This is a genomic window from Gordonia sp. LMA167 (assembly GCF_058130025.1).
Window position 1 is genome coordinate 2,371,786 of record NZ_CM176708.1, and the last position, 22,661, is coordinate 2,394,446.

A 22,661-nucleotide genomic window follows, 5' to 3' on the forward strand; every position below is an offset into this window, starting at 1 on the left:
CTGCGACGGAGGTTCCGTTGTCCACGCAGGTTTCCGAGCAGCAATTGCCTGAAACGAGCTATCAGACAGTTGAGTTCGTGGTCAGCGCGCATGTCGCGACCATCACGCTCAACCGGCCAGATCGGTTGAACTGCTTCAACGAAACCATGGCGAACGAGATGGCCGACATCTGGAAGCGGGTCCGCGACGAGGACGACATCCACGTCGCGGTTCTGCAGGCCAACGGCGACCGTGCGTTCTGCACCGGTGTCGACGTGGGCGAGGGCGCGTGGTGGACGCACATCAACCGGTTCAACCAGGAAGATCCCGGGGTATTGCTGGGACCCAAACAGCATCGCGTCTGGAAGCCGGTGGTGTGCGCCCTGCACGGAATGGTCGCCGGTGGCGCCATGTATTTCGTCAACGAGTCCGACATCGTCATCTGCAGCGACGACACCACCTTCTTCGATCCGCACGCCAACGCCGGGATCGTGTCGGCGCTCGAGCCGATGGGCATGCTCGCCCGTGGGATTCCGCTCGGCGAGGTGTTGCGATGGGCGCTGACCGGGAGCGATGAGAGGATGACCGCCGACAGCGCGCTGCGGACGGGGATCGTCACCGAGGTCGTGGCGCGAGCCGAACTTCGGGAGCGCGCCCAGCAACTCGCGGCTGAGATCGCGGGCCGGCGTCCGGAGGCGATTCAGGGGACTGTGCGGGCGATTTGGGAGTCACTGGACATGACACCGTCGATCGCGCTGCGCACGGGGCTGTCGTACACCCAGATCGGTAATCCCGGATCGGGGCGCACCGATTCCCGAAAGAACAAGCGCAGCCCGCGTCTACGCTGACCCATCCGCGATTGACCCAAGGAGTTGTTGTGAGCACAGAGACCCTCACCGACCAGATCGCCAGTTATCCGTTGCTCATCGGCGGTGACGAGGTGGAAGCCGAGTCCGGCAAGACGTACGAGAGTGTCGACCCATTCACCGGTGAGCCGTGGGTGCGAGTACCCGACGCGGGCGCCGCGGATGTGGATCGTGCGGTCCGGGCGGCCCGAGCGGCACTGTCCGGTCCGTGGGGAGAGTTGACCGCGTCTGCGCGTGGAAAGCTGATCTGGCGTCTGGCAGAGCTGATCGAGCGAGACGCCGACGAACTGGCGGAACTCGAGGTCCGCGACGGCGGCAAGCTGTTGCGCGAGATGTCCGGCCAGATGCGCGGACTGCCCGCGTACTTCTACTACTACGCGGGAATGGCCGACAAGCTCGAGGGCACCGTCATCCCCACCGACAAACCCAACTTTCTCGTCTACACCACGCACGAGCCGGTGGGTGTCGTCGGTGCCATCACGCCCTGGAACTCACCGCTGCTGTTGCTGTCCTGGAAACTCGCCGCAGGTCTCGCCGCAGGCTGCACGTTTGTGATCAAGCCGAGCGATCACACCCCGGCATCTACCCTGGCCTTCGCCAGATTGTTCGCGGAGGCGGGATTCCCGCCCGGAGTGGTCAATGTGGTCACCGGTTGGGGACCGGAGACGGGGGCCGCACTGGCCTCGCACCCAGATGTCGACAAGATCGCATTCACCGGGTCGACCGGGACCGGGATTCGGGTCGGCCAAGCCGCGGTCGCCAACATGACCCGGTTCACCCTGGAACTCGGCGGCAAATCGGCGCAGGTGGTCTTTCCCGACGCGGATCTCGATGCTGCTGCGAACGGAGTCATCTCCGGCATCTTTGCCGCCACCGGGCAGACGTGCCTCGCGGGCTCACGGTTGCTGGTGCACGAGAGTGTCGCCGACGAGTTGATCGAGAAGGTCGTCGCCCGGGCCTCGACGATCGTCCTCGGCGATCCCAAGGACCCGCGCACCGAGATGGGGCCGGTGTCGAACGCGCCGCAGTACCAGAAAGTGTTGTCACACTTCGATTCCGCGCGGGAACAGGGTGCCACCATCGCCTATGGCGGGGAACCCGCGGGCGAGCTCGGCGGATACTTCGTCAAGCCGACGGTGCTGACCGGGGTGACCGCGGGCATGCGGGCGGTCACCGAAGAGATCTTCGGTCCGGTGCTCGCGGTGTCGACGTTCACCGATGAGGAGGAGGCGATCACGGCCGCGAATTCCACCGAGTTCGGCCTGGCCGGCTCGGTCTGGACCAAGGACGTTCACCTGGCCCACCGGGTTGCGGGCAAGCTGCGCGCGGGCACCGTCTGGATCAACTCCTATCGCACGGTCTCTCCGCACGTGCCCTTCGGAGGGGTCGGTGCCAGCGGTATCGGCCGCGAGAACGGCATTGACGCGGTCAAGGATTTCACCGAAACAAAGGCGGTGTGGGTCGAACTCAGCGGCGCCACCCGTGACCCCTTCACGCTCGGCTGAGCCGCGCACCCGAACGAAAGGTACTCAATCATGTCAACCATCGAAGCCGTCATAGTCGCCGGAGCGCGTACCCCGGTCGGCACCTCGTTCAAAGGCACCCTGCGCGACACCACCGCCATGGAGCTCGCCGAAGTCGTCGTCGCCGAGGTGCAACAGCGTTCCGGCCTGGAGCCGTCACAGATCGATGACATCATCCTCGCCGAATCGAACTACGGCGGTGGCGATGTCGCGCGGCATGCGGCAGTGGTGACCGGAATGACCCAGGTGCCCGGCCAGTCTGTCAACCGACATTGTGCGGGCAGCCTTACTGCAGTCGGAAATGCTGCAGCGCAGGTTATCTCGGGCGCCGAACGCGCCATCATCGCCGGCGGCACCCAATCCGTCTCGACCGGTCCGCTGCAGGCGTTCCGGACGCCGGGGACCGTCGACGAGTTCACCGAGAGGTGGATGCCGCCGACCCATCCGGACAGCCCGGAGGCGCCGAACCAGGACATGTCGATCACCGTGGGCTGGAACACCGCGACAGCACTCGACCTGACCCGTGAAGAGATGGATGCGTGGGCGCTGCGGTCGCATCAGCGGGCCGTCGCGGCCATCGACTCGGGAGCGTTCGTCGACGAGATCGTGCCGGTCTCGGCACGACAGCAGGATGGCAGCACGGTGAAGTTCAGCACCGATGAGCATCCGCGCCGCGACACGACCGCGGAACGCCTCGCAGGCCTCAAGCCCCTACACCCGGAGATCGAGAACTTCTCGATCACCGCAGGCAACTCCAGTGGCATCAATGACGCCGCTGCCGCGGTGATGGTGGTCGGCTCCGATCTCGCCGAAGCCCGGGAACTCGAGGTCCTTGCGACCGTCAAGGCGTGGGCGGCAACTGGTATCGACCCGTCGCACACCGGCCTTGCGGTCCTCGACGTCATCCCGAAGGTCTTGGACCGGGCCGGAATCGGGATATCGGACGTGGCGTTGTGGGAGATCAACGAGGCGTTCGCCGCAGTCCCCGTCGCGGCCTGCAAGAAGCTCGGGATCAGCGAGGATGTTGTCAACGTGCTCGGCAGCGGATGCTCGATCGGGCATCCGGTGGCGGCATCCGGGGCTCGCATGATCATCTCGCTGATCGGCGAACTGCGCCGTCGCGGAGGCGGATACGGTGTCGCCGCGATGTGTGCAGGTGGAGGCCAGGCAGGTGCGGTCGTCATCGACGTCCCGGCACCGGCGACCAGATGACGACGATCTGCCCGACACGCAACACTTGCCCGACACACAAAGGAGAACAGCGATGAATGTGGACACTGACGCCGCCAACAAGGTTCTGGGCGGTTTGCGTCCGTACCCGGTCGCCATCACCACGGTCGACGGTGGATTCGCCAACGGCTTGATGTCGCTGTCGGCCGGCGCCGCCAGCATCATCCCGGAGGCTCCGCGTGCCACTGTGAGCCTGACGAAGTACAACATGACCCACGACATGCTCTTGAACTCAGGGGTTTTCGCGATGCACATGCTCAGTGCGGGTGAGGACGAGGTCGATGCCTCCCTCGAGATCCTGATGACCCTCGGTGGCAGCTCGGGACGGGACGGCGACAAGATCGGCAAGCTCCGGACGAAGACCGGCGTCACCGGCGCTCCGATCCTTCTCGATGCGCACAGCTACGTCGAATGCAAGGTGATCGGTTCGCTCGATGTGCAGGAGAGCACCATCTTCGTCGGTGACGTGGTCGCCGCCGAGGTGTTCAGCCAGGCGCCGCGCATCAAGATCGGTGAGGCGTGGGGCAAGCTGCCCGACGAGTGGATAGCGCAGTACGACGCCAACCACGTGCCGCAACTGCAGAGCGCCAAGGATCACCGTTTCGGTCAGAAGGTCTGAGGCACAGATGACCGTGGACACCGTCACCGACGTCGAGGGCCCGCCGCTCGGCTCATGGGAGTTGCCCGAAGAGTTGCGAATGCTCCGCGAGACGGTGCGTCGGTTCATGGAGCGAGAGGTCCATCCGCTCGAGGCGACCCTTCCGCACGATGCGGCGGGCCTGGCCCGCGATCAACTGATTCCCCTGCAGGAGAAGGCCCGCGGCCTTGGCCTGTGGGCGCTGCAGACACCAGAGGAGTACGGGGGTGCCGGTCTGAGCGTCCTCGGGCAAGTCGTGGTGGCCGAAGAGGCGGCCAAGTGCCGGATGGGAGCGTTCTTCCCGGCGTTGGGCGCCTTCGGTGGCAATCCGCCCAACGTGATGTTCAAAGCCTCGGCCGAACAGTTCGAAAAGTTCGCGCAACCGATTCTCGACGGCACGATGACCAAGGCCTATACCGCGATCAGCGAGGCGAACGGCGGTTCCGATCCGGCACGTGCGATCAGCCTCAGAGCAGTCCGAGATGGCGACCACTACGTGCTCAACGGCAGCAAGATGTGGACCTCACACGCAGAGAACGCCGACTGGGGAGTGGTGTATGCCAGGACCGGCGAGGGGCGAGCGGGGATCTCCTGCTTCATCGTTGAAAAGGACACTCCCGGAATGTCCTTGCACCGCATCGGTGTGATGGCGTCGTTTTCACCCTTCGAGCTGCACTTCGACGATGTGCGGCTTCCGGCCTCCAATCTGATCGGTGCCGAGGGTGGCGGGTTCAGGCTGGCCAGTGACTTCCTGATCTACAGTCGGATCATCTACGCGGCCGGCCCGATCGGGATCGCACAAGAGGCGCTCGACGCCGCGTGCCGATGGGCCAAAGAGCGCGAAGTGTTCGGCGGCAAGCTCTCCGACAAGCAGGGCATCGCCTGGATGTTGGTCGATGCCGAGGTGGAACTTCGGGCGGCCCGGCTGCTGATGTATCAGGCTGCCTGGAACGCCGATCTCGGCAAGGACGTCAAGGTCGACGCCTCCATCGCCAAGATGTATGGCACCGAGGTGGCCTACAAGATAATCGACAAGTGCATCCAGATCCACGGCGCCCTAGGACTTTCCGACGAGCTGCCGCTGGAACGGTGGTTTCGCGATCTGAGGGTGAAACGCCTCGGAGAAGGCGCCACCGAGGTGCAGCGGGTAGTGATTGCCCGCGAACTGTTCAAGTGAAGGTGTGATCATGGCTGTGAAGTTCAATCTGATGTTTCCCATGCGAGCGGTCAAACACTACCGCGACTGGATCGGCGACGGCAGTCTCGGTGAAGTCGCGCGTTGTGCCGAAGACGCCGGGTTCGACGGCTTCTCCATGAGTGAGCATCCCTATCCTGACCGCGAATGGCTGGCCAACGGCGGACACCATGCCTTTGATCCGTTCGTCTCGTTGTCGATGGCGGCCCAGGCCACCAAGAACATCAGGTTGATCACCTATCTGATGGTGGTCGGATATCGGAGTCCTTATCTGGGTGCCAAAGCCGTTGCAAGTCTCGACCTTCTGTCCGGTGGTCGGGTCACTCTCGGACTCGGTGCCGGATATCTCGAGTCGGAGTTCACGGCGCTCGGCGCGGACTATGCGCGCCGCGGGAAGCTTTTCGACGAGGGCATCGACGCCATGCGGGCCACATGGCGAGGCGAGGAACACGACGGTCCGGCATTCGGAATCTCCGGGCACATCGCGCTGCCACTGCCACTGACCGACGGCGGTCCGCCGATCTGGATCGGTGGCAACAGTCAGGCCGCGCGTCGGCGGGTGACCGAGAAGGCGGACGGTTGGATGCCGATCGCACAGAAGGCCGAAATGGCGGCGATCACCAAGACCCCGCCGCTCGAGGACATCGAATCACTCGGCATCCAGATCAGCGCGCAGAACAAACGACGTGCCGAGCTGGGCAAACCTGACATCGACGTTTCGTTTGTCCCGTTCGAAAGCGATGCGCTGCGATCGGGAGGCGCCACTGAGTTCGTCGCCAGGGTCGCACCGAAGCTGGCCGCCTACGAGGACGCCGGGGTCACCTGGATCACCATCGAACCCACGAGCCGAAGCTTCTCCGGTCTCAAGGCGGACCTGGCCGTGATCAGCGAAGGCCTGATCCGGTGATCGATCGCCGAACCCCACAGAGAGAGCGACGATGACCGAGGCGCCGGCGTACGACACCACAGCCTTTGTCGACCTGATAGATGCGTTTCGGGATCTGCAGGAGACCCTGTGCTTGGTGGCGCCGCCACCGGCGGCCACTCTGGAACTGACGGCGGCCGTCGCGGATGTGACGAAGCGGCTCAAAGAGTTCGAGGCGCCCGAGGGTCACCGCGTGGCACGGGACCGGGAGATGGGCAGCGATGTACACCCGATGCTGGTCAAGTACGAGGCCACCGACACATCCGACACCTCCCTGGCCGGAACCGTGACGTTCAACCACGCGCACATGGGTGGGGGAGGCGCCGTCCATGGCGGAGTCATCCCCATGTTGTTCGACGATCTACTCGGTATGTTCGTCAGCCGCAGAGGCCAACCCAACTCGAGGACGGCATTCCTGAATGTGAACTATCGCAGCGTCACCCCGGTGCTGCGAGCACTGCGCGTCGACGCGAGGATCGAGAAGATCGAGGGTCGAAAGACCTTCGTGACCGGAACGATCTCCGATGGTGACCTCGTCTGCGCCGAGGCAGAAGCGCTTTTCGTCCGGCTGTTGCCCGGCCAGCCCTGATCGACACATCGCACGCACGTCAACGGAGACGAAGATGACATTTGAGAATGCCGGCGCGCTGGTCACCGGCGCGGGCTCGGGCCTGGGTCGGGCGATTGCCATCCGCCTCGCGAGTGACGGAGCGCGGGTGGTTGTTTCGGATGTGAGCGCCGAGGGGGGAGCAGCCACAGTCGATACGATCGTGGGCGCCGGTGGCCAGGCCTCGTTCATCCAGGCCGACGTCTCCGATGCCGACGGTGTGGAGGCGTTGATCGCCGAGTCGATCGACTACCTCGGAGGTCTCGATCTCGCCGTGAACAACGCGGGAATCGCCCATACCCCCGGAGACCTCCATCAGCTGTCGATCGCCGAGTGGGATGCGGTGATGGGTGTGGATCTGCGCGGTACGTTCCTCTGTATGCGTGGAGAACTGGCCCACATGGTCCAGGCCGGACACGGCAAGATCGTGAACATGGCGTCGAATGCCGGAACCAAGAACGCGCCCGGCATGGCCGCCTACACCGCCGCCAAGCACGGTGTCGTGGGACTGACGAAGAATGCCGCGCTACAGTACGCGCGGCGAAACATACAGATCAACGCGGTCGGTCCCGGCACGATTCTGACCGAGGGAATCATCGCGTTCGGCGCCGACCAACAGGAGCAGTGGGCAGATCTGATCCCGGTGGGTCGGATGGGTCGGCCGGAGGAGGTTGCGGCGGCCGTCGCGTACCTGCTCTCCGACGAGGCGGGTTTCGTCACCGGACACACCCTGCTCATCGATGGTGGTCTGATGTGGGACTGAGCGCGACGATCTCGCGTTCGTCGCTCACATCAGGTGCTGGTGAAACCGCCGCGCACCAAGCCGAATGCCTCCTGCAGCAGCCGGTCCGGCCGCTGCTCATCGGATTCGGCCCAGACCGTGAGTGCCGTCCAGCCGGCATTGAAGAGGCTTTGCGTCAAAAGCTGTGTGAACAGATCGCCAGGCCGGTGATCGGTGCGGGACGTGATGAAGAGGGTCACCACGGATTCCCAGGAGCTGAACCTGGTCGACCCGAGGGGCCAACCGTTCGACGACTCCGCAATGATTCGCACTTGCGTACGCAGCAGATCCAATTCGGAATCGAGGTAGCCGAGCATCGCCGGCAGCTCCACGCACAGCACCCCAACCGGATCCGCGGACGTCGGCGCTGCCCGTAGCTTCTCGGCCAGCGCCGCCACTTCGTCGGCCGAGCGATCCCAGAGGATGTCGGCCTTCGCGGCGAAGTACCGCAGGAGGGTGCTGCGACCGATGCCGCATGCGTCGGCGATGTCTGCCATGGTGACCGAGTCGAAGCCGCGTTCGGCGAACAGTCGCAAACCGACCGCCGCGATGGCGGTCTTGTCCGTGACACGGGGCCGTCCCCCGCGATTCGTCTCCGTCTTGTGAAGCTCGGCCATATGCCCTCCCTCTGCACGAAACCCTACTACGTCAATGGGTTGTGGTTCTGAGGCCCAAAAGGTAGCGTCTGTGACACGGAACACAGCTTGCCCGCACACGCAGGTGCGGGATCGGAGGACGCAAATGTCAGCACCACAATCGGTTTCGGTCACACACGAGGAGCGGATTCTCCTCGATGGAGTTCTGCGACACGCGGGCGCAGGGGGGACATTCGACGTCGTGAATCCCGCGACCGGTGAGAAGGTGGGTGTCGCCGCCGATGCCACCGCCGCCGACATGGACGCGGCTATTGCGGCCGCCCGGAGCGCCTTTGACAACACGTCCTGGGCCACGGACCTCGAGTTCCGGCAACGCTGCCTCCATCAACTGCATGAGGCGATCAGTGCCGAGGCAGAGGACCTTCGACTGGAGTTGGTCATCGAAGCAGGTGCGCCACTGATGACAACCTATATGGCACAGCTTGATTGGCCATTGTCAGACGGTCTCCTCTGGCCGGCCGAAGCGGTCGCGGGCCTGCCGTGGCACCGCCGCCTTTCCGACAGCTCGTTGCTCGGTATCACCAACATGCGGCATGTGTTCAAGGAACCTGTCGGAGTCGTCGCCGGCATAATCCCGTGGAACTTTCCCTTTGAGATCTTGATCAACAAGCTCGGTCCGATTCTCGCGACCGGAAACACCGTGGTCATCAAGGCGGCATCGGAGACGCCGTGGAATGCGACCCGGGTCGGGCGACTGATCGCGGAGAAGACCGAGATCCCGGCCGGCGTCGTCAACATCATCACCACCAGTGACATCGCCGTCGCCGAGCGACTGGTGACGGACCCGCGCGTCGACATGATCTCGTTCACCGGGTCGACCAGGACGGGTCGGCTGATCACCGAGAAGTCGGCCCCCACGTTCAAGAAACTACTCCTCGAACTGGGCGGCAAGAGCGCTGGAATCGTATTGGACGATGCGGATCTCGCATCGGCGCTACCCGCCGCGATGTCGGCGTGCATGCACGCAGGACAGGGCTGCGCGTTGCCGACCCGGCTGCTCGTCCATCGGTCAAAGTACGACCAAGCGGTAGCCGCGCTGGAAGAGATCTACGCGGCAATCCCTTATGGCGATCCGGCCGATCCCGGCGTCTTCTGTGGGCCGGTGATCACGGAGAAGCAGCGAACCAACATTCTTGAGCTGATCAGACGTGGCGAGGCCGAGGGTGGCCGATTGATCGTCGGTGGCAGGATTCCCGAGGACAGGCCCCAGGGCTACTTCGTGCAACCGACCCTCTTTGCCGACGTGGACAATGCGGCTGCGATCTCGCAGGCCGAGATCTTTGGGCCGGTGCTGTCGGTCACGCCGTTCGATGACGATGCGGACGCGATCAGGATCGCCAACGACAGCATCTATGGATTGTCGGGCAACGTCTTCACCACATCCCCGGAACGAGCACTGACGATTGCCCGTGGCGTCCGCACGGGTTCCTTCATGATCAACGGTGGCATGTTCTACGGGTCTGATTCGCCCTACGGCGGGTACAAGCACAGCGGCGTGGGCAGGCAAGGCGGCATCGAGGGACTCGAGACCTACCTCGAGACCAAGGCAGTCGCCACAACGTTGCCGCTCGATATCGCCTGACAACCATCCACACCGAACACAAACGAGGAGAATCAATCATGGCCGGAAGAGTCGAAGGCAAAGTCGCATTCATCACCGGTGCGGCACGCGGGCAGGGGAGAAGCCACGCGGTACGGCTTGCCGAAGAGGGTGCGGACATCATCGCGGTCGACATCTGCGAGCAGATCGAGTCGAACCCATATCCGCTTGCCACCGAGGAGGATCTGGCCGAGACCGCCAAGCTCGTCGAGAAGTTCGATCGTCGGATCGTCACGGTCAAGGCCGACGTGCGTGACCGGCAGCAGCTGAAGTCGGCGCTCGACGAGGGACTGGCAGCGCTTGGCCGTCTCGACGTCGTCGTGGCGAACGCCGGCATCCTGCCGATGGCCATGGGCGACCCGCACGCATCGGACTTCGTCGATGCGGTGGACGTCGATCTCGTCGGTGTGATGAACGCGGTCGCTGTGGCGATGCCGCACCTGGGTAAGCATGCTTCGGTGGTGATCACCGGATCGACGGCAGCGATGCTGCCGAACACGACGGACAATCCGGCGATGGGTCCCGGTTCTGCCGGATACGGCTGGGCGAAGAAGACGTTGATGGGTTACGCCGAGCAGCTCGCCTTGCATCTGGCACCAGAGTTCATCAGGGTCAATGTGATCCATCCGACCAACGTCAATACGCACCTCCTCCACAACGACGGCCTCTACTCGATGTTCCGTCCCGACCTGGAGAATCCCACGCGCGAAGACGTGGAGCCGGCCTTCACCATGTTCCAGGCGATGCCCATCCCGTATGTGGAACCCGTGGACATCTCGAATGCGGTGCTGTTCTTCGCCTCAGACGATTCCCGCTACGTCACCGGTCAACAACTGCGGGTCGATGCGGGATCGCTTCTCAAGATGCCGGGTGGTCCGGCGGGCTCTTAGTTCACCAGTGCGACAGCTGTGGCGAGCTCCGCCCGGTGCCGAGACCGACGACGGGTCACGGCGCCGGGCGAGTGACAATCGGGTGGTATGACGGACACCTGGCGTGGCGGCCTCATCGACGGTCGGCGTTCTGAGCCCGGCCGTGATCCAGAACAGCTGCGGTGGATTCGGCCAACGAGCTCACGTGTGCGGTCCAGGTCCGGTTGATCTCGGTCTCACGGGCGAGGGGAACGGTGAGCCGATCGTCGGACTGCGAGTCGTACAGAGCCCACACCTGGTTCAGGGTGGCCGGATCGGCGGCGCAGAATGATTCGGCGATGGCCAGGCCGCGGTCGCGCAACTGTTCCGGCTCGACTACTTCGTTCACCAATCCCCAGTGCAGGGCGGTGGCTGCATCGACGTACTGCCCGGTGGCGCTGAGCTGCCGGGCCCGGCGAATCCCTACCGCCTCCGCCAATCGTGCGGTGAGCCCACCGCCCGGGACGATACCTACCCGAGAGTGGGTGTCGGCGAACCGAGCTGTCGCAGATGCGATGAGGAAATCGCACGCCAGCGCAAGCTCGAAGCCGCCGGTCACGGCCGGCCCGTCCACGAGTCCGACAACTGGTGTCGTGCAGGCGGCGACGCGATCGATGCAGTTCTCGGTCTTCTCGCTTCCGGTGAACCCCCTCTGCGCGAGTTCCTTCAAATCCACTCCGGAACAGAAAGACCCACCGGCACCGGTCAACAGGATGACCGCCACGGCCGGGTCTGCGTCCACGTCGTCGACGGCGGCCACGAGTTCATGGTTCAGCGCCTGCGACAGTGCATTGCGGGCCTCCGGGCGATTGAGGGTGATGGTGCACGTGGACCCTGAATGCTCGACGATCACCAGTTCTGATTGGTTCATCTCTCTCCTGACATGGTCGGGCGGGCCGCGTCGGCTCGCGCGTGGACCAACTGTCCCGACTGCTCAATCCGACTCTTTCGACCTCTCGAGGAGCCCTGCACTCACGATCTCATGAGCTGGGCCGGTTCGGCCAGGCCTCGACTCGCACCGGTGCATTCCTTTTGTCACGCATGGATATTTGAGTTGTGTTGTGCGAACGGCGCAGACATCGACCGGATATCGGGACATACTCAGACGGTGAAGTCGTATGCGGCCCCCATCTCACATCGCCCGGAGCGTGACGGCACGGTACCCGCGAGCGCCCATGTCCCGTTCTATCTTGCGATGGAGTACTCGTCCGACGCCTGGAACTCATTGCTCGTCGATACGTGTGGCGCTCTGTTGCCCGCCCGCGACCTGGGTGTCGTCGACGTGACCGCGCAGTTCAACCGGGAATTGTTCGTCGGCGATGTCTGCGCGGAAACCGGTCTGATCCGGCTCGGTGTGAGCAGCTTGGGTTTCCGGGTGGTGCTATACCAAGAAGATGTGGTCTGTGCGGTCATCACGATCGTGCTGGCCCGACTGGCTCCCGACCGCAAGCGGTCGACCCCGCTGACCGCGGAGCAGCGAACCGCGCTGGAGACGATTCTGGAAACCTGAAGGGCGCTCATGGCCACCGATGACACCTCACATGCCCGCGTCGCCCTTCCGGGCGCCGGACTCGAGCTGGCTGCCGACCGTTGGATGGGCCTGGCGACCGGCGGAATCGTGGTCCTGCTCCACGGTGGAGGTCAGACACGGCATTCCTGGCGCACGACCGGCGAGCGACTGGCGGCACTTGGCTGGATCACCTACGCGGTGGATCTGCGTGGGCACGGTGACAGCGGATGGGCACAGGATGCCGATTACGGGCTGTCCGGACACCTCGATGACCTACTGGCACTGATCGCCGAGGTCCGGCGTCGTGATCCTGGACTACCGCTGGCGCTGGTCGGGGCCTCTCTCGGCGGCATCATCTCGCTCATGGCCGCCGGCGAGAACGAGGGACTCGCGCAGGCCGTGGTTCTGGTCGATGTCGCGGCCAGAATCGAAGAGTCCGGTAGCTCGCGGGTACGCGATTTCATGCGGAGTGCGCCCAATGGATTCGAGAGTCTCGAGCAGGCCTCCGAGGCGATCGCGGCCTACAACCCGCACCGACGTCGGACCGGCGGGCTGGAGGGCTTGAAGAAGAATCTCCGGCTGCGAGACGAGCGGTGGCACTGGCACTGGGATCCGCGCAGTCTCGACCTCGATGACGCGTCGGACAGTCCGGAGCATCCGAACAGTGCAGCGGCATACCAACGATCCCTCGCGGCCGCGCGCACTGTCGGTTGTCCGTTCCTGCTCATACGAGGTCTGCGCTCAGACGTCGTCTCCGACGAGGGAGTCGCCGAGATGCGGGAGCTCATCCCGCAGATCGAGGTGGTCGATGTGCGCGAGGCCGGGCACATGGTCGCGGGAGACGACAACGACGTCTTCACCACTGGTCTCGCTGATTTCCTCACGCGTGCGCTGGTGAACGCCCATCCCTGAAGAGGGCAGCACCCTTGCGTGGCGTTGCGCCTGAGCTCTATGGTGAGAGATCAAACAGGAGTCAATAGCTCCGTTTAAGTGACGCGAAAGGCAACTGGATGGGCGCACAAGATCTCAACGGCCGTCGCGTCATCGTCACCGGTGGTGCCAGCGGCATGGGGGAGGGCCTCGTGCGTGCGTTTCCCGAACTCGGAGCGCGGGTGGTGTCGCTGGACCTCGTCGAGAGCGTAGGACGCACTGTCGCAGACGAGGTGGGCGCAACGTTCCAGCAGGTTGATGTCTCGGATCAGGTCTCGGTGGATCGAGCCATCGATGCGGCAGTGGAAACCCTTGGCGGACTGGATGTCTTGATCCATGCGGCGGGTATTGCGCCTTTTGCCCCGTCGGAATCGACCCCGCTGGACTTGTGGAACACGGTGATGGCGATCAACGCCACCGGCACGATGCTGACCAATCAAGCCGCATTCCGGCATCTGCGAGATCACGGCGGAGCTATCCTCAACTTTGCTTCCGCCGCAGGTCTCGACGGGTTGCCGCGCAAGGCGGCCTATTCGGCGAGTAAGGGCGCAGTCCTCGCCTGGACGCGCACCGTCGCCGCCGAATGGGGGCAATACGGCATCACGGTCAACGCGATCGCGCCGGCGATTTGGACACCGATGTACGACAAGACCCGGTCGGAGATGACCGAGGATCAATTGACTCAGCACGACGCGATCATGGCTCAACGCATCCCGATCGGTGGCCGACTAGGAGACATCGTCGACGACTTCGTGCCCGTGATGGCGTTCTATGCTTCCGAAGGTGCCGGATTCGTCACCGGGCAGACGATATCGATCGACGGCGGCACACTGAAGGTGCGATGAGCCGCCCACATGCGCCGGCGCGACGGCCCCGTACCGACGGACTTCGCAATCGCGAGAGGTTGCTGGAGATCGGTCGGGAGCAACTCTGGGACAGGGGGTTCGACTTGTCCGCCGCCGCGGTCGCCACAGCTGCCGGTGTGGGGATCGGGACGCTGTACCGACACTTTGCCACCCGCGACGATCTGATAGAGGCCGTGTTGGCAGATCTCCTGACCGAGGTCGAGAGCGAACTGGACGAGGTCGAGTCCATGAGTTCTGCGTTTGATGCCGTCCAACGATACTCATCGACATTGACGCGACTGGGGGGTCGTGGGCTGGTCGATGTGGTTCTGGGCAGTCCGGAGGACACGCCAGGTTTGGCGCAGCGCCGTAGCGAGATTCGACGACGTGGCCAGGGCCTCATCGACCGGGCGCACGAGGAGGATTCGCTTCCTGCCGACTTTGCACTGGAGGACCTGCACGTCTTCCTGTGCGCTACGGCGCACTTGTGTGCCGATGATCGCGTCGACGCCGAATTGGTCGACCGATTCGTGCGTGACCACCTGAACGGGCTCGCATGACGACAGACAATCTGGCTGACATCTTGAACCCGGCACAGCTGGGTGACATGGTGTTTCGGGGCGCGCCACGTCTCGGGCTCCCCGGGAATGTCTTCGGCGGTCAGCTTCTCGGTCAATCGGTGACGGCCGCCGGCCGCACGGTCAACCCGGGGTATCTCCCGCATTCACTACACGCGTATTTTGAGCGCCCAGGTGACTGGGCGCGTCCGATCGACTACCGAGTAGACGCCACGCGTGATGGGCGATCCAGTGCTAGGCGACGCGTTGTGGCTGTCCAGGGGGCCGATCTGCTGGCAACCGTGGAACTCTCGCTACGTCCCGTCAGTGACGCGCATCCCGAAGCCGACCATCCGACCGTCGATGCGGGTCAGGCGTCATGGACGCCTGAGCCCGCCGATGACGACCACGCTCGCCAGTTGCGGTCGTGGCTGGCGGCGTTGACGAGCATGCTTCGACTCGACGTCCGATTCTTCGAAGAGCCGGCGCGCTCGCGTGTGCTGCGGACCGGCTCGGCGCCACCGCGGCAGCGGTTTCTGGTGCGGCCGGCTGACCCACTGCCGAAGGAGCCGTTGCTGCACGCGGCGGCGGTTGCCTACCTCTCCGACATGTTCTTGCTCAGCGCGTCACTTGGGCCACTGGGTGTGGTCATGGGTGATCGACGGCTGCGTGCAGTCAGTCTCGACCATTCCCTGTGGTTTTCGCCCCGACCCGATGCGCAGACGTGGCTGCTGCACGAGACGACCACGGTCCGATCGTGGACAGACCGCGCACTGTGCCGGGGCCAGATCTACGATCTGGCCGGGAGAGCCGTCGCCGATTCGACTCAAGAAGGGTTGGTTCGACTGACACATGACTGAACATCGTCGCCCTCGGCTCCGGTTCGGTCTGTTCCTACCGCAACTGGGAATCGACGCTGCAGCAATGATCGCCGCTGCGCGCAGTGCGGAAGCTGCCGGATTCGACTCCTTCTGGGTCATGGACCACCTCTATGCCCCCGGTGCACCGCAGTTCGATGCCCTGGAGAGCTGGACGCTGTTGTCTGCGATCGCCTCGTCGACTACGACGATCCGCTTGGGGCACCTGGTGGGATGCAACCCCTTTCGCCACCCGTCACTGATTGCCAAGATGGCAGCCACGCTGGATCAGATCTCCGGCGGCCGACTCGAATTGGGCCTCGGGTGGGGTTCGGTGGACGACGAGTTCGCGATGTTCGGCTTCGACGTCGGCACCCGGCAGGAACGGGCCGAGCAACTCGGTGAGACGATCGACATACTTCGGCTGATGTTCTCCGGTGAACCGTTCGACTACCCCGGGAAGCACTTCCAGCTGTCTGGCGCCTACGGCCGGCCGACTCCGCAACAGGAGACGATTCCCATCCATATCGGTGGAGGTGGAAAACGACTGACGATGCCCCTGGTCGCCAAGCATGCGGACTGGTGGAATTGTGTCGCATCCGCGCGGCCGAGATTCAACGAACTCGCGCCGCTGAGCGGAGCTGCGAAGATCTCGGTGCAGTATCCCGTCGGCGTTGTGACCGACGAAGCGACTCGGGCGAAGGTCGCGGAACGATCGGCTCGCAGAATGCCTGAATCAGGTTGGGGTCCTGCGCTGATCGGCACGACTGACGAGCTGACGGCACGGTTCGCGTCCGAGGCGGATCGAGGTGTGAAGCTCGCGATCGTCCGATTCCATGACCGCGCCGATCCCGATACGATCGACCTGTTCGGGCGGGATGTCATCTCTGCCCTGCGCGAATGACAGCCGACGCACGACCTCAGGTCACGGACGTTGGGTCAGATCACGAAGAACCGAGTCGAGCCGTGTTCGCGCACCCACCGCCGCACCCGCGCCGGCGACGATGTGCACCGTGCCCGCCTCGATAGCGGCGATGGTCAGCTCCGCAAGCTCGGCCGGATCGAGGACTGATTCTGCGGAATCCTGCGGATTGCCGATTGCCGCGACACCCGCCGCCGGTTGGAGAGCTTCTGAATTGGTGCCGAGCCCGGTCGCCACGCGGCCCGGGCACAACACCGAAGCGCCGACACCAGCTGCAGCCCCGCGTAATTCGATGTTCAAGGTTTCGGTGAGACCGACCACGGCGTGCATCGTCGCGTTATAGGGTGTCATCGTGGGCAGTGGCATCAAACCGCCGGCGGACGCCGTGTTGAGGATGTGGCCGGTGCCCTGCTCGAGTAGGAGCGGCGCGAACGTCGTGACCCCATGCACCACACCCATCAGCTTGATGTTGATGAGCCACTGCCACGTCTGACGTTGCTGCTCCCACATCGGTGCTTGTGCGCCAACGACTCCGGCGTTGTTGCAGACGATGTCCACCCGGCCGAAGTGCCGGATCGTGGCATCGGCGAGCTGCTGGACCGAGTCGGGATCGCCGACATCGGTCACAACGGTGAGGACGTCGATCCCCCGGTCCGTCAGGCTTGTTTTCGCCTGGGCCAGTCCGGGTTCGCGGATGTCGGCGAGCACGATCTTGACTCCGCGGGATCCGAGCCCGGCCGCGAGTCCGTACCCGATTCCACTGGCCCCTCCGGTGACGACAGCAACCTGGCCAGGTGCAACCCTCACGATGATCCTCCCGGAGTTCGGTCGACGTGAATCGTCAACCGGCTGACGGTTCTTGGGTAAATGTAGCGCAGTGCGCAGTGGTGGGAACGGTGGCCTTGCACCGGAATGATCCCGACACCCCTCTCCTCACGATCGCGACCTCGACCCGACGGTCGAGCGCTCAGCAGGACGTCACTTTCCAGTCCATTCCGGTGCCCGGCGTTCGAAGAAGGCGCGAATCCCCTCCTGTATGTCCTCTGATGCCGTGACCACGTCGATCGCCCGACCGGTGGCGGCCCAACCTATCTTGTCGGCGTCCTCGTCCTGCTCGGCCATCGCGGCCAGGGTTTGGCGTACCGCGATCGGAGAGGACTGGCAGATGTCCTCCGCGAGCGCGAGCGCTTCGGTGAGGGCCTTGCCGGGCGCGGCGAGGGTATTGATCACACCGAAATGGTGGGCCCGCTCAGCGGACAGGCCGGCACCGGTGATGAGGAGTTGCTTGGCGATCGCCGGCGGCAGGGCACGGGGCGCCCGGAACAGGGCGCCGGAGCTCGCGATGACGCCACGGCGCGTCTCGGGCAGCGCGAACCGTGCAGAGGTGGATGCGACGATGAGATCGCACGCGAGCGTGATCTCGAACCCTCCGCCCAAAGCCGGCCCCTCCACGGCCGCGATCAGCGGTTTTGTGCGTCGACGTCGGATCAGACCGTACTCGTCACCACGATCGGTTTTCGCATCCCGGCCGGCGGCCAGGTCGGTGCCTGCCGAGAACACGGTGTCGGTGCCGGTGATGACGCCGACCCACAGCTGGTCGTCGTCGTCGAGTCGGTCGAGGGCGGCACTGATGCCCTGCGCCATCTGGCGGTCGATCGCGTTGCGTTTGGCTGGGCGGTCCATGTGCACGACCAGCGTTCGGCCATGGACGGATTCGTAGACGCTCATCGTCTCGGCTCTTCGTCGTGGTGGGTGGGCCACCGATCGGGTTGGCCTTGATTGTCGGCCACGATCGACTATCGTACAACTAAATGCACTGTTTTTGCGCCATATCGGTCGCCTCAGCGGGCGAACGACCGCCACCATGGGCGCCGCGGCAGCGGGGCACGAAGGAATCGAAATCATGCAGATGCGCCACCTGGGTCAGACCGGTATCCAGGTATCCAGACTGTGTTTGGGTGCGATGTCGTTCGGTGCAGTCGGTGACACGGACGCCGAGCAATGCCGGACGATCATCGATGCCGCGTTGGACGGCGGCATCAATTTCGTGGACACGGCCGACGTGTATTCGGCGGGGCAGTCCGAGGAGATCGTCGGTACGGCGCTGCAGGGGCGGCGCGACAAGATCATCCTCGCGACCAAGTTCTTCAACCCGATGAGCCGCGATCGCAATCATCGTGGCGCGTCGCGGCGGTGGATAATCCAAGCCTGCGAGGACAGCCTCCGTCGGCTCAAGACGGATTACATCGACCTGTATCAGGTCCATCGTCAGGATGAGTACACCGATCTCGACGAAACGCTGGGCGCCCTGTCCGACCTCGTTCGGGACGGCAAAGTGCGGATGGTCGGCACCTCTACGTTCGCCGCGGAGACGATCGTCGAGGCGCAGTGGACGGCCGAGCGTCGCGGTCACATCCGGTTTCGGTGCGAGCAGCCGCCGTACTCGATCTTCGTACGCGGTGCCGAGCGCGACGTCTTTCCCACCTGCCTGCGCTACGGCATGGGTGCGATCGTCTGGAGTCCGCTCAACGGTGGATGGCTGACCGGCAAATATCGCGCCGACACCGCGATGGCATCGGATTCACGGTTCGCACGCGTGGGACGCGGCACGTGGACTGCCGACGGTCCGGGTGCCGACACGAAGCATGAACTGCTCACCCGCCTCGACTCAGTCGCCGCAGATGCAGGACTGGACCTGATCACGCTGTCGCTCGCATTCACTCTCGCTCATCCTGCCGTGACATCGACGATCATCGGTCCACGCACGTTGGCACAACTCGAGAGCCAACTGCCGTCGGCACAGGTCCACCTCGACGACGCCATCCTCGACCGGATCGACGAGATCGTGGCTCCGGGCGAGACGATCAGTCGCGCGGATGTGGCGTTCGAGCCCCAGGCCATCCGACGAAAAGACCTGCGCCGCCTTCCCGTCGGCGCGCCGTGACAGCGGCATCGGATCCCACCGTCGCGGTCGAGGACCGCCCGGACATTTCGCAACGAAGGAGTACATAGTGCCGTCACTGGCCGGAAAAACCATCATCATGTCGGGCGGTAGCCGCGGGATCGGTGAAGCTATCGCCGTTCGCGCAGCGCGAGACGGCGCCAACATCGCACTGCTGGCCAAGACCGCCGCACCCCACCCGAAGCTACCCGGCACCATCTACACGGCCGCCAAGGCCATCGAGGAGGCCGGTGGGCACGCGCTGCCCATCGTCGGTGACGTGCGGGACGACGACAACGTCGACGCCGCCGTGGCGGCCGCCGCCGAACAGTTCGGGGGCATCGACATCGTCGTGAACAACGCCAGTGCGCTGAATCTGGCTCCCACCGAGCAGATGAGCATGAAGGCTTACGACCTCATGCAGGACATCAATGCCCGTGGTGCCTTCTCGTTGTCGCGCAGCGCGATCCCGTATCTGAAGAAGTCGGGCAATGCGCACATCCTGACCTTGTCGCCGCCGATCTCTCTGGACCCCAAATGGATCGACCAGGTTCATCTCGCCTATACGATCTCGAAGTTCTCGATGTCACTGGTCACCATCGGGTTGGCCCGCGAGTTGGCGGACTACGGGATCGCGGCCAACTCTCTCTGGCCGCGTACGACGATCGACACGGCAGCCGTTCGCAATGTCCTGGGCGCGGACCTCGTCTCGCGTAGCCGCACCACCGACATCGTGCGCGATGCCGCCTACGTCATTCTCACCACGCCGAGTGGTGAGAGAACCGGGCAATGTCTCATCGACGACGAGGTCCTTGCCGAAGCCGGTGTCACCGATATGTCGGTCTACCGGTCATGCGCCAGAGAGGAAGAACTCGAACTCGACTTCTGGATGGAACGGGCAGGCTCGTGAGCTGACGGCGAATCGGTTGTTTCCGCAGACGTGGGCCCCCGCATCGCCGGTGCCGTGTTCGGCCCGCGCGTTGCCCCAAACATGTCACTAATGGTTAAATAAATAAACTGTAAAGCAAGCGTGAGGAACAATCATGACCGAAGCAGTCATCGTCGACATCGTCCGGACCGGGTCCGGCAAGGGCAAGTCCGGCGGCGCGCTGTCCGACGTACATCCCGTCGTCCTGCTCTCACAGACACTGCGCGCGCTGGTCGAGCGCAATGACCTCGATCCGGTACTCGTCGACGACGTGATCGCCGGCTGCGTGGGCCAAGCCGGCGATCAGGCGCTCAACATCGCCCGGACCGCATTGCTGCACGCCGGTTTCCCGGAAGCGGTGCCGGGTACGAGCATCGACCGGCAGTGCGGATCGAGCCAGCAGGCCGCACACTTCGCCGCGCAGGCCGTCCTGTCCGGTGCTCAGGACATCGTCATCGCCTGTGGCGTGGAGTCGATGAGCCGTGTTCCGATGGGCGCAGCGGCGCTGCCGGGAACCAATCCTTATGGGCCGCTTGCCGAGCGGTATCCTGCCGGCCTCGCGCACCAGGGCATCGGCGCAGAGCTGATCGCGGCGCGGTGGAAGCTGGATCGCGAAGAGTTGGACGCCTTCTCGGCGAGGTCACACGCGCGTGCCGCGGAGTTCGCCGCGAACGGCGGATTCGCCAACGAGATGATCCCGGTCGCACTGCCGGACGGATCGACCCATGTCGCCGACGAAACGGTCCGTGCCACCACCACCGCCGAAGGACTCGCGCAATTGAAGTCGGCCTTCGCCGACGAGAAGTTCGCACAGCGCTTCCCGGAGATCAACTGGGTGATCACGCCGGGCAACTCGTCACCGCTCACCGATGGCGCATCCGCGGCGTTGATCATGAGCGCCGAGAAGGCCGATGAACTCGGTCTCAAGCCCCGCGCCCGCTTCCACACCTTCGCCGTCACGGGTTCGGACCCGCTGGTGATGCTCGACGGTGTCATCCCCGCGACGCACAAGGCGTTGGCCAAGTCGGGGCTTTCGATCGACGAGATCGATGCCTACGAGGTGAACGAAGCGTTCGCGCCGGTGCCGCTGGCATGGGCGCGCGAGTTCAATGCCGATCAGGACAAGCTCAATCCGCGGGGCGGCGCGATCGCGCTCGGCCATCCGCTCGGCGGCTCGGGAACCCGTATCTTGGGCACCCTGCTCAACCACCTGGAATCCACCGGCGGACGATACGGTCTGCAGACGATGTGTGAGGGTGGCGGCATGGCCAACGCGACGATTATCGAGCGGATCTGATTCTGCGGCAATTACTCTGAACACGCGCAGGGCCCGCGATCAACGTCGATCGCGGGCCCTGCGCAGCTCATCACTTGACGATGTCGACCAATGGGAGATTGCTGGGGTCGAACCGGAATATGTAACCGGCGGCGATCTCCATATGCGACCGCCAGTGCAGCTCGGCGCCTGCACCGTCGTGCGTTTCGAGTAACCGGATCATCTTTCGGTACGAACGGAGCGTCTTCTCGAAGCGGGCAGGCTGTAGATTCTCCTCTTCCAGCATGCCTTGGGAGATCGCCTGCACCAAATGGGTCTCCACGATATCTGCCAACACCGCGCCCTGGATGGCCAGCGTCGTGTTGCCGCATCGCTGCAGGATCAACTCGTGAAAACGGTAGGTGTTGTGGCTCCATTGGGACATGTCGGGCGCTGCGCTGGGTCCCGACTCGACCAGCGCGCTGAGGTCGGCAACCACCAGGCGCAGGTCGTCGAGATCCTGATCGGTGCGGATCGCGGCGAGCATGCGTGCGCAGACCGGCTCGTTGACCATGCGGGCCTGGTATACGTCCTGGATCGTGGTCCCTTGCAGCTGTAGCAACAGGCCGACGTGTCGGGCTGCGACAATCGGATCGGGTTCGAGCACCTGAGCGCCTCCGCGTGCTCCACGGCGCACTCCGATCAGGCTCTCCGCCTCCAGAATCCGATACGCCTCGCGGAGCGTGGGTCGTGACACGCCGAACTGATCCATCAGCGTCATCTCCGGCGGTAGGGTCTCGCCGGGCTCCAACTCACCCTGCACGATCTGGCGGCGTAGGTGTCCGGCGATCAGTTCGGCCGTCTTCGGTGCGCGCATGACCGTTCCCACGCGAGCGGCGCCGGAATTCGATCGGGAGTGGGTGGTCATAACGCTCAAACTGCCTTTCCGCGGCGGCATGCCGAGGCACGTAGGGTGGCGGGGGTGACGCTGGAATCCAGCGCCGCTAAC

Annotated in this window: 24 protein-coding genes; 19 read left to right on the plus strand and 5 right to left on the minus strand. The window is 64.3% G+C overall.

Going from position 1 to position 22,661, the window contains the following annotated elements; translation table 11 throughout:
• Window positions 1–44: 44 nt before the first annotated feature.
• Genes ACVT6V_RS10680 through ACVT6V_RS10715 form a run of 8 tightly spaced genes read left to right on the plus strand, consistent with a single transcriptional unit; the run spans window position 45 to window position 7,725 of the window.
• Complete coding sequence (locus ACVT6V_RS10680) at window positions 45–827, plus strand: enoyl-CoA hydratase/isomerase family protein (RefSeq protein ID WP_232017167.1); 783 nt, start codon at window positions 45–47, stop codon at window positions 825–827.
• A gap of 56 nt (window positions 828–883) precedes the next feature.
• Window positions 884–2,350 carry an aldehyde dehydrogenase gene (locus ACVT6V_RS10685; protein ID WP_085950799.1) on the plus strand — a complete coding sequence of 489 codons (1,467 nt, stop codon included), beginning with the start codon at window positions 884–886 and terminating at the stop codon, window positions 2,348–2,350.
• 30 nt (window positions 2,351–2,380) lie between these two features.
• A complete protein-coding gene (locus tag ACVT6V_RS10690) occupies window positions 2,381–3,580 on the plus strand; it encodes a thiolase family protein (RefSeq protein ID WP_489899755.1) in 1,200 nt (399 codons plus the stop codon).
• Between the two features lie 52 nt (window positions 3,581–3,632).
• A complete protein-coding gene (locus tag ACVT6V_RS10695) occupies window positions 3,633–4,217 on the plus strand; it encodes a flavin reductase family protein (RefSeq protein WP_489899756.1) in 585 nt (194 codons plus the stop codon).
• 7 nt (window positions 4,218–4,224) lie between these two features.
• On the plus strand, window positions 4,225–5,412 hold the full coding sequence (locus ACVT6V_RS10700; protein ID WP_489899757.1) for an acyl-CoA dehydrogenase family protein: 1,188 nt from the start codon (window positions 4,225–4,227) through the stop codon (window positions 5,410–5,412).
• A gap of 10 nt (window positions 5,413–5,422) precedes the next feature.
• Entirely contained in the window at window positions 5,423–6,337 is a 915-nt protein-coding gene (locus ACVT6V_RS10705) for an LLM class F420-dependent oxidoreductase (RefSeq protein ID WP_489899758.1), read from the plus strand.
• A 31-nt stretch (window positions 6,338–6,368) separates the two neighbouring features.
• Window positions 6,369–6,944: a hotdog domain-containing protein gene (locus ACVT6V_RS10710; protein WP_489899759.1), complete on the plus strand. Its 576-nt coding sequence runs from the start codon at window positions 6,369–6,371 to the stop codon at window positions 6,942–6,944.
• Between the two features lie 34 nt (window positions 6,945–6,978).
• Window positions 6,979–7,725, plus strand: a complete 747-nt coding sequence (locus tag ACVT6V_RS10715; protein ID WP_124708203.1) for an SDR family NAD(P)-dependent oxidoreductase — start codon at window positions 6,979–6,981, stop codon at window positions 7,723–7,725.
• Window positions 7,726–7,754: 29 nt separating this feature from the next.
• On the opposite strand, the gene ACVT6V_RS10720 is transcribed toward ACVT6V_RS10715, so the two are convergent.
• Window positions 7,755–8,360, minus strand: a complete 606-nt coding sequence (locus ACVT6V_RS10720; protein WP_051989316.1) for a TetR family transcriptional regulator — start codon at window positions 8,358–8,360, stop codon at window positions 7,755–7,757.
• Between the two features lie 124 nt (window positions 8,361–8,484).
• Between ACVT6V_RS10720 and ACVT6V_RS10725 the strand changes: the two genes are divergently transcribed.
• On the plus strand, window positions 8,485–9,981 hold the full coding sequence (locus ACVT6V_RS10725) for an aldehyde dehydrogenase family protein (RefSeq protein WP_489899760.1): 1,497 nt from the start codon (window positions 8,485–8,487) through the stop codon (window positions 9,979–9,981).
• A gap of 38 nt (window positions 9,982–10,019) precedes the next feature.
• Complete coding sequence (locus ACVT6V_RS10730; protein ID WP_124708201.1) at window positions 10,020–10,889, plus strand: mycofactocin-coupled SDR family oxidoreductase; 870 nt, start codon at window positions 10,020–10,022, stop codon at window positions 10,887–10,889.
• 112 nt (window positions 10,890–11,001) lie between these two features.
• Here the strand turns inward: ACVT6V_RS10730 and ACVT6V_RS10735 are convergent, their stop codons facing one another.
• Entirely contained in the window at window positions 11,002–11,778 is a 777-nt protein-coding gene (locus tag ACVT6V_RS10735) for an enoyl-CoA hydratase (RefSeq protein ID WP_124708200.1), read from the minus strand.
• Between the two features lie 237 nt (window positions 11,779–12,015).
• Here ACVT6V_RS10735 and ACVT6V_RS10740 point away from each other — a divergent pair, with 237 nt between their 5' ends.
• The 6 genes from ACVT6V_RS10740 (at window position 12,016) to ACVT6V_RS10765 (ending at window position 16,510) form a co-directional block, all read left to right on the plus strand.
• Window positions 12,016–12,417, plus strand: coding sequence for an acyl-CoA thioesterase (locus ACVT6V_RS10740; RefSeq protein ID WP_119032201.1), 402 nt, complete (start codon window positions 12,016–12,018; stop codon window positions 12,415–12,417).
• Between the two features lie 9 nt (window positions 12,418–12,426).
• Window positions 12,427–13,329 carry an alpha/beta fold hydrolase gene (locus ACVT6V_RS10745; protein WP_124708198.1) on the plus strand — a complete coding sequence of 301 codons (903 nt, stop codon included), beginning with the start codon at window positions 12,427–12,429 and terminating at the stop codon, window positions 13,327–13,329.
• A gap of 98 nt (window positions 13,330–13,427) precedes the next feature.
• A complete protein-coding gene (locus ACVT6V_RS10750; RefSeq protein WP_489899761.1) occupies window positions 13,428–14,192 on the plus strand; it encodes an SDR family NAD(P)-dependent oxidoreductase in 765 nt (254 codons plus the stop codon).
• On the plus strand, window positions 14,189–14,752 hold the full coding sequence (locus tag ACVT6V_RS10755) for a TetR/AcrR family transcriptional regulator (protein ID WP_124708196.1): 564 nt from the start codon (window positions 14,189–14,191) through the stop codon (window positions 14,750–14,752). The genes ACVT6V_RS10750 and ACVT6V_RS10755 overlap by 4 nt, the downstream gene beginning before the upstream one ends.
• Entirely contained in the window at window positions 14,749–15,609 is an 861-nt protein-coding gene (locus ACVT6V_RS10760; RefSeq protein WP_124708195.1) for an acyl-CoA thioesterase, read from the plus strand. The genes ACVT6V_RS10755 and ACVT6V_RS10760 overlap by 4 nt, the downstream gene beginning before the upstream one ends.
• Window positions 15,602–16,510 carry an LLM class flavin-dependent oxidoreductase gene (locus ACVT6V_RS10765; protein ID WP_489899762.1) on the plus strand — a complete coding sequence of 303 codons (909 nt, stop codon included), beginning with the start codon at window positions 15,602–15,604 and terminating at the stop codon, window positions 16,508–16,510. Before ACVT6V_RS10760 ends, ACVT6V_RS10765 begins: the two co-directional genes overlap by 8 nt.
• A 21-nt stretch (window positions 16,511–16,531) precedes the next feature.
• Here the strand turns inward: ACVT6V_RS10765 and ACVT6V_RS10770 are convergent, their stop codons facing one another.
• A complete protein-coding gene (locus ACVT6V_RS10770) occupies window positions 16,532–17,335 on the minus strand; it encodes an SDR family NAD(P)-dependent oxidoreductase (protein WP_489899763.1) in 804 nt (267 codons plus the stop codon).
• A 171-nt stretch (window positions 17,336–17,506) separates the two neighbouring features.
• Entirely contained in the window at window positions 17,507–18,256 is a 750-nt protein-coding gene (locus ACVT6V_RS10775) for an enoyl-CoA hydratase-related protein (protein WP_124708192.1), read from the minus strand.
• Between the two features lie 175 nt (window positions 18,257–18,431).
• On the opposite strand from ACVT6V_RS10775, the gene ACVT6V_RS10780 reads away from it, so the two are divergent.
• The 3 genes from ACVT6V_RS10780 to ACVT6V_RS10790 all read left to right on the plus strand — a co-directional run bounded on the left by ACVT6V_RS10780 (window position 18,432) and on the right by ACVT6V_RS10790 (window position 21,694).
• Entirely contained in the window at window positions 18,432–19,472 is a 1,041-nt protein-coding gene (locus ACVT6V_RS10780; protein WP_124708191.1) for an aldo/keto reductase, read from the plus strand.
• 67 nt (window positions 19,473–19,539) lie between these two features.
• Window positions 19,540–20,379, plus strand: coding sequence for an SDR family oxidoreductase (locus ACVT6V_RS10785; RefSeq protein ID WP_124708190.1), 840 nt, complete (start codon window positions 19,540–19,542; stop codon window positions 20,377–20,379).
• Window positions 20,380–20,512: 133 nt separating this feature from the next.
• Window positions 20,513–21,694: a thiolase family protein gene (locus ACVT6V_RS10790; RefSeq protein WP_489899764.1), complete on the plus strand. Its 1,182-nt coding sequence runs from the start codon at window positions 20,513–20,515 to the stop codon at window positions 21,692–21,694.
• 70 nt (window positions 21,695–21,764) lie between these two features.
• Here ACVT6V_RS10790 and ACVT6V_RS10795 read toward each other — a convergent pair whose 3' ends face one another.
• Window positions 21,765–22,529: a FadR/GntR family transcriptional regulator gene (locus tag ACVT6V_RS10795; RefSeq protein ID WP_255220728.1), complete on the minus strand. Its 765-nt coding sequence runs from the start codon at window positions 22,527–22,529 to the stop codon at window positions 21,765–21,767.
• Window positions 22,530–22,661 lie beyond the last annotated feature (132 nt).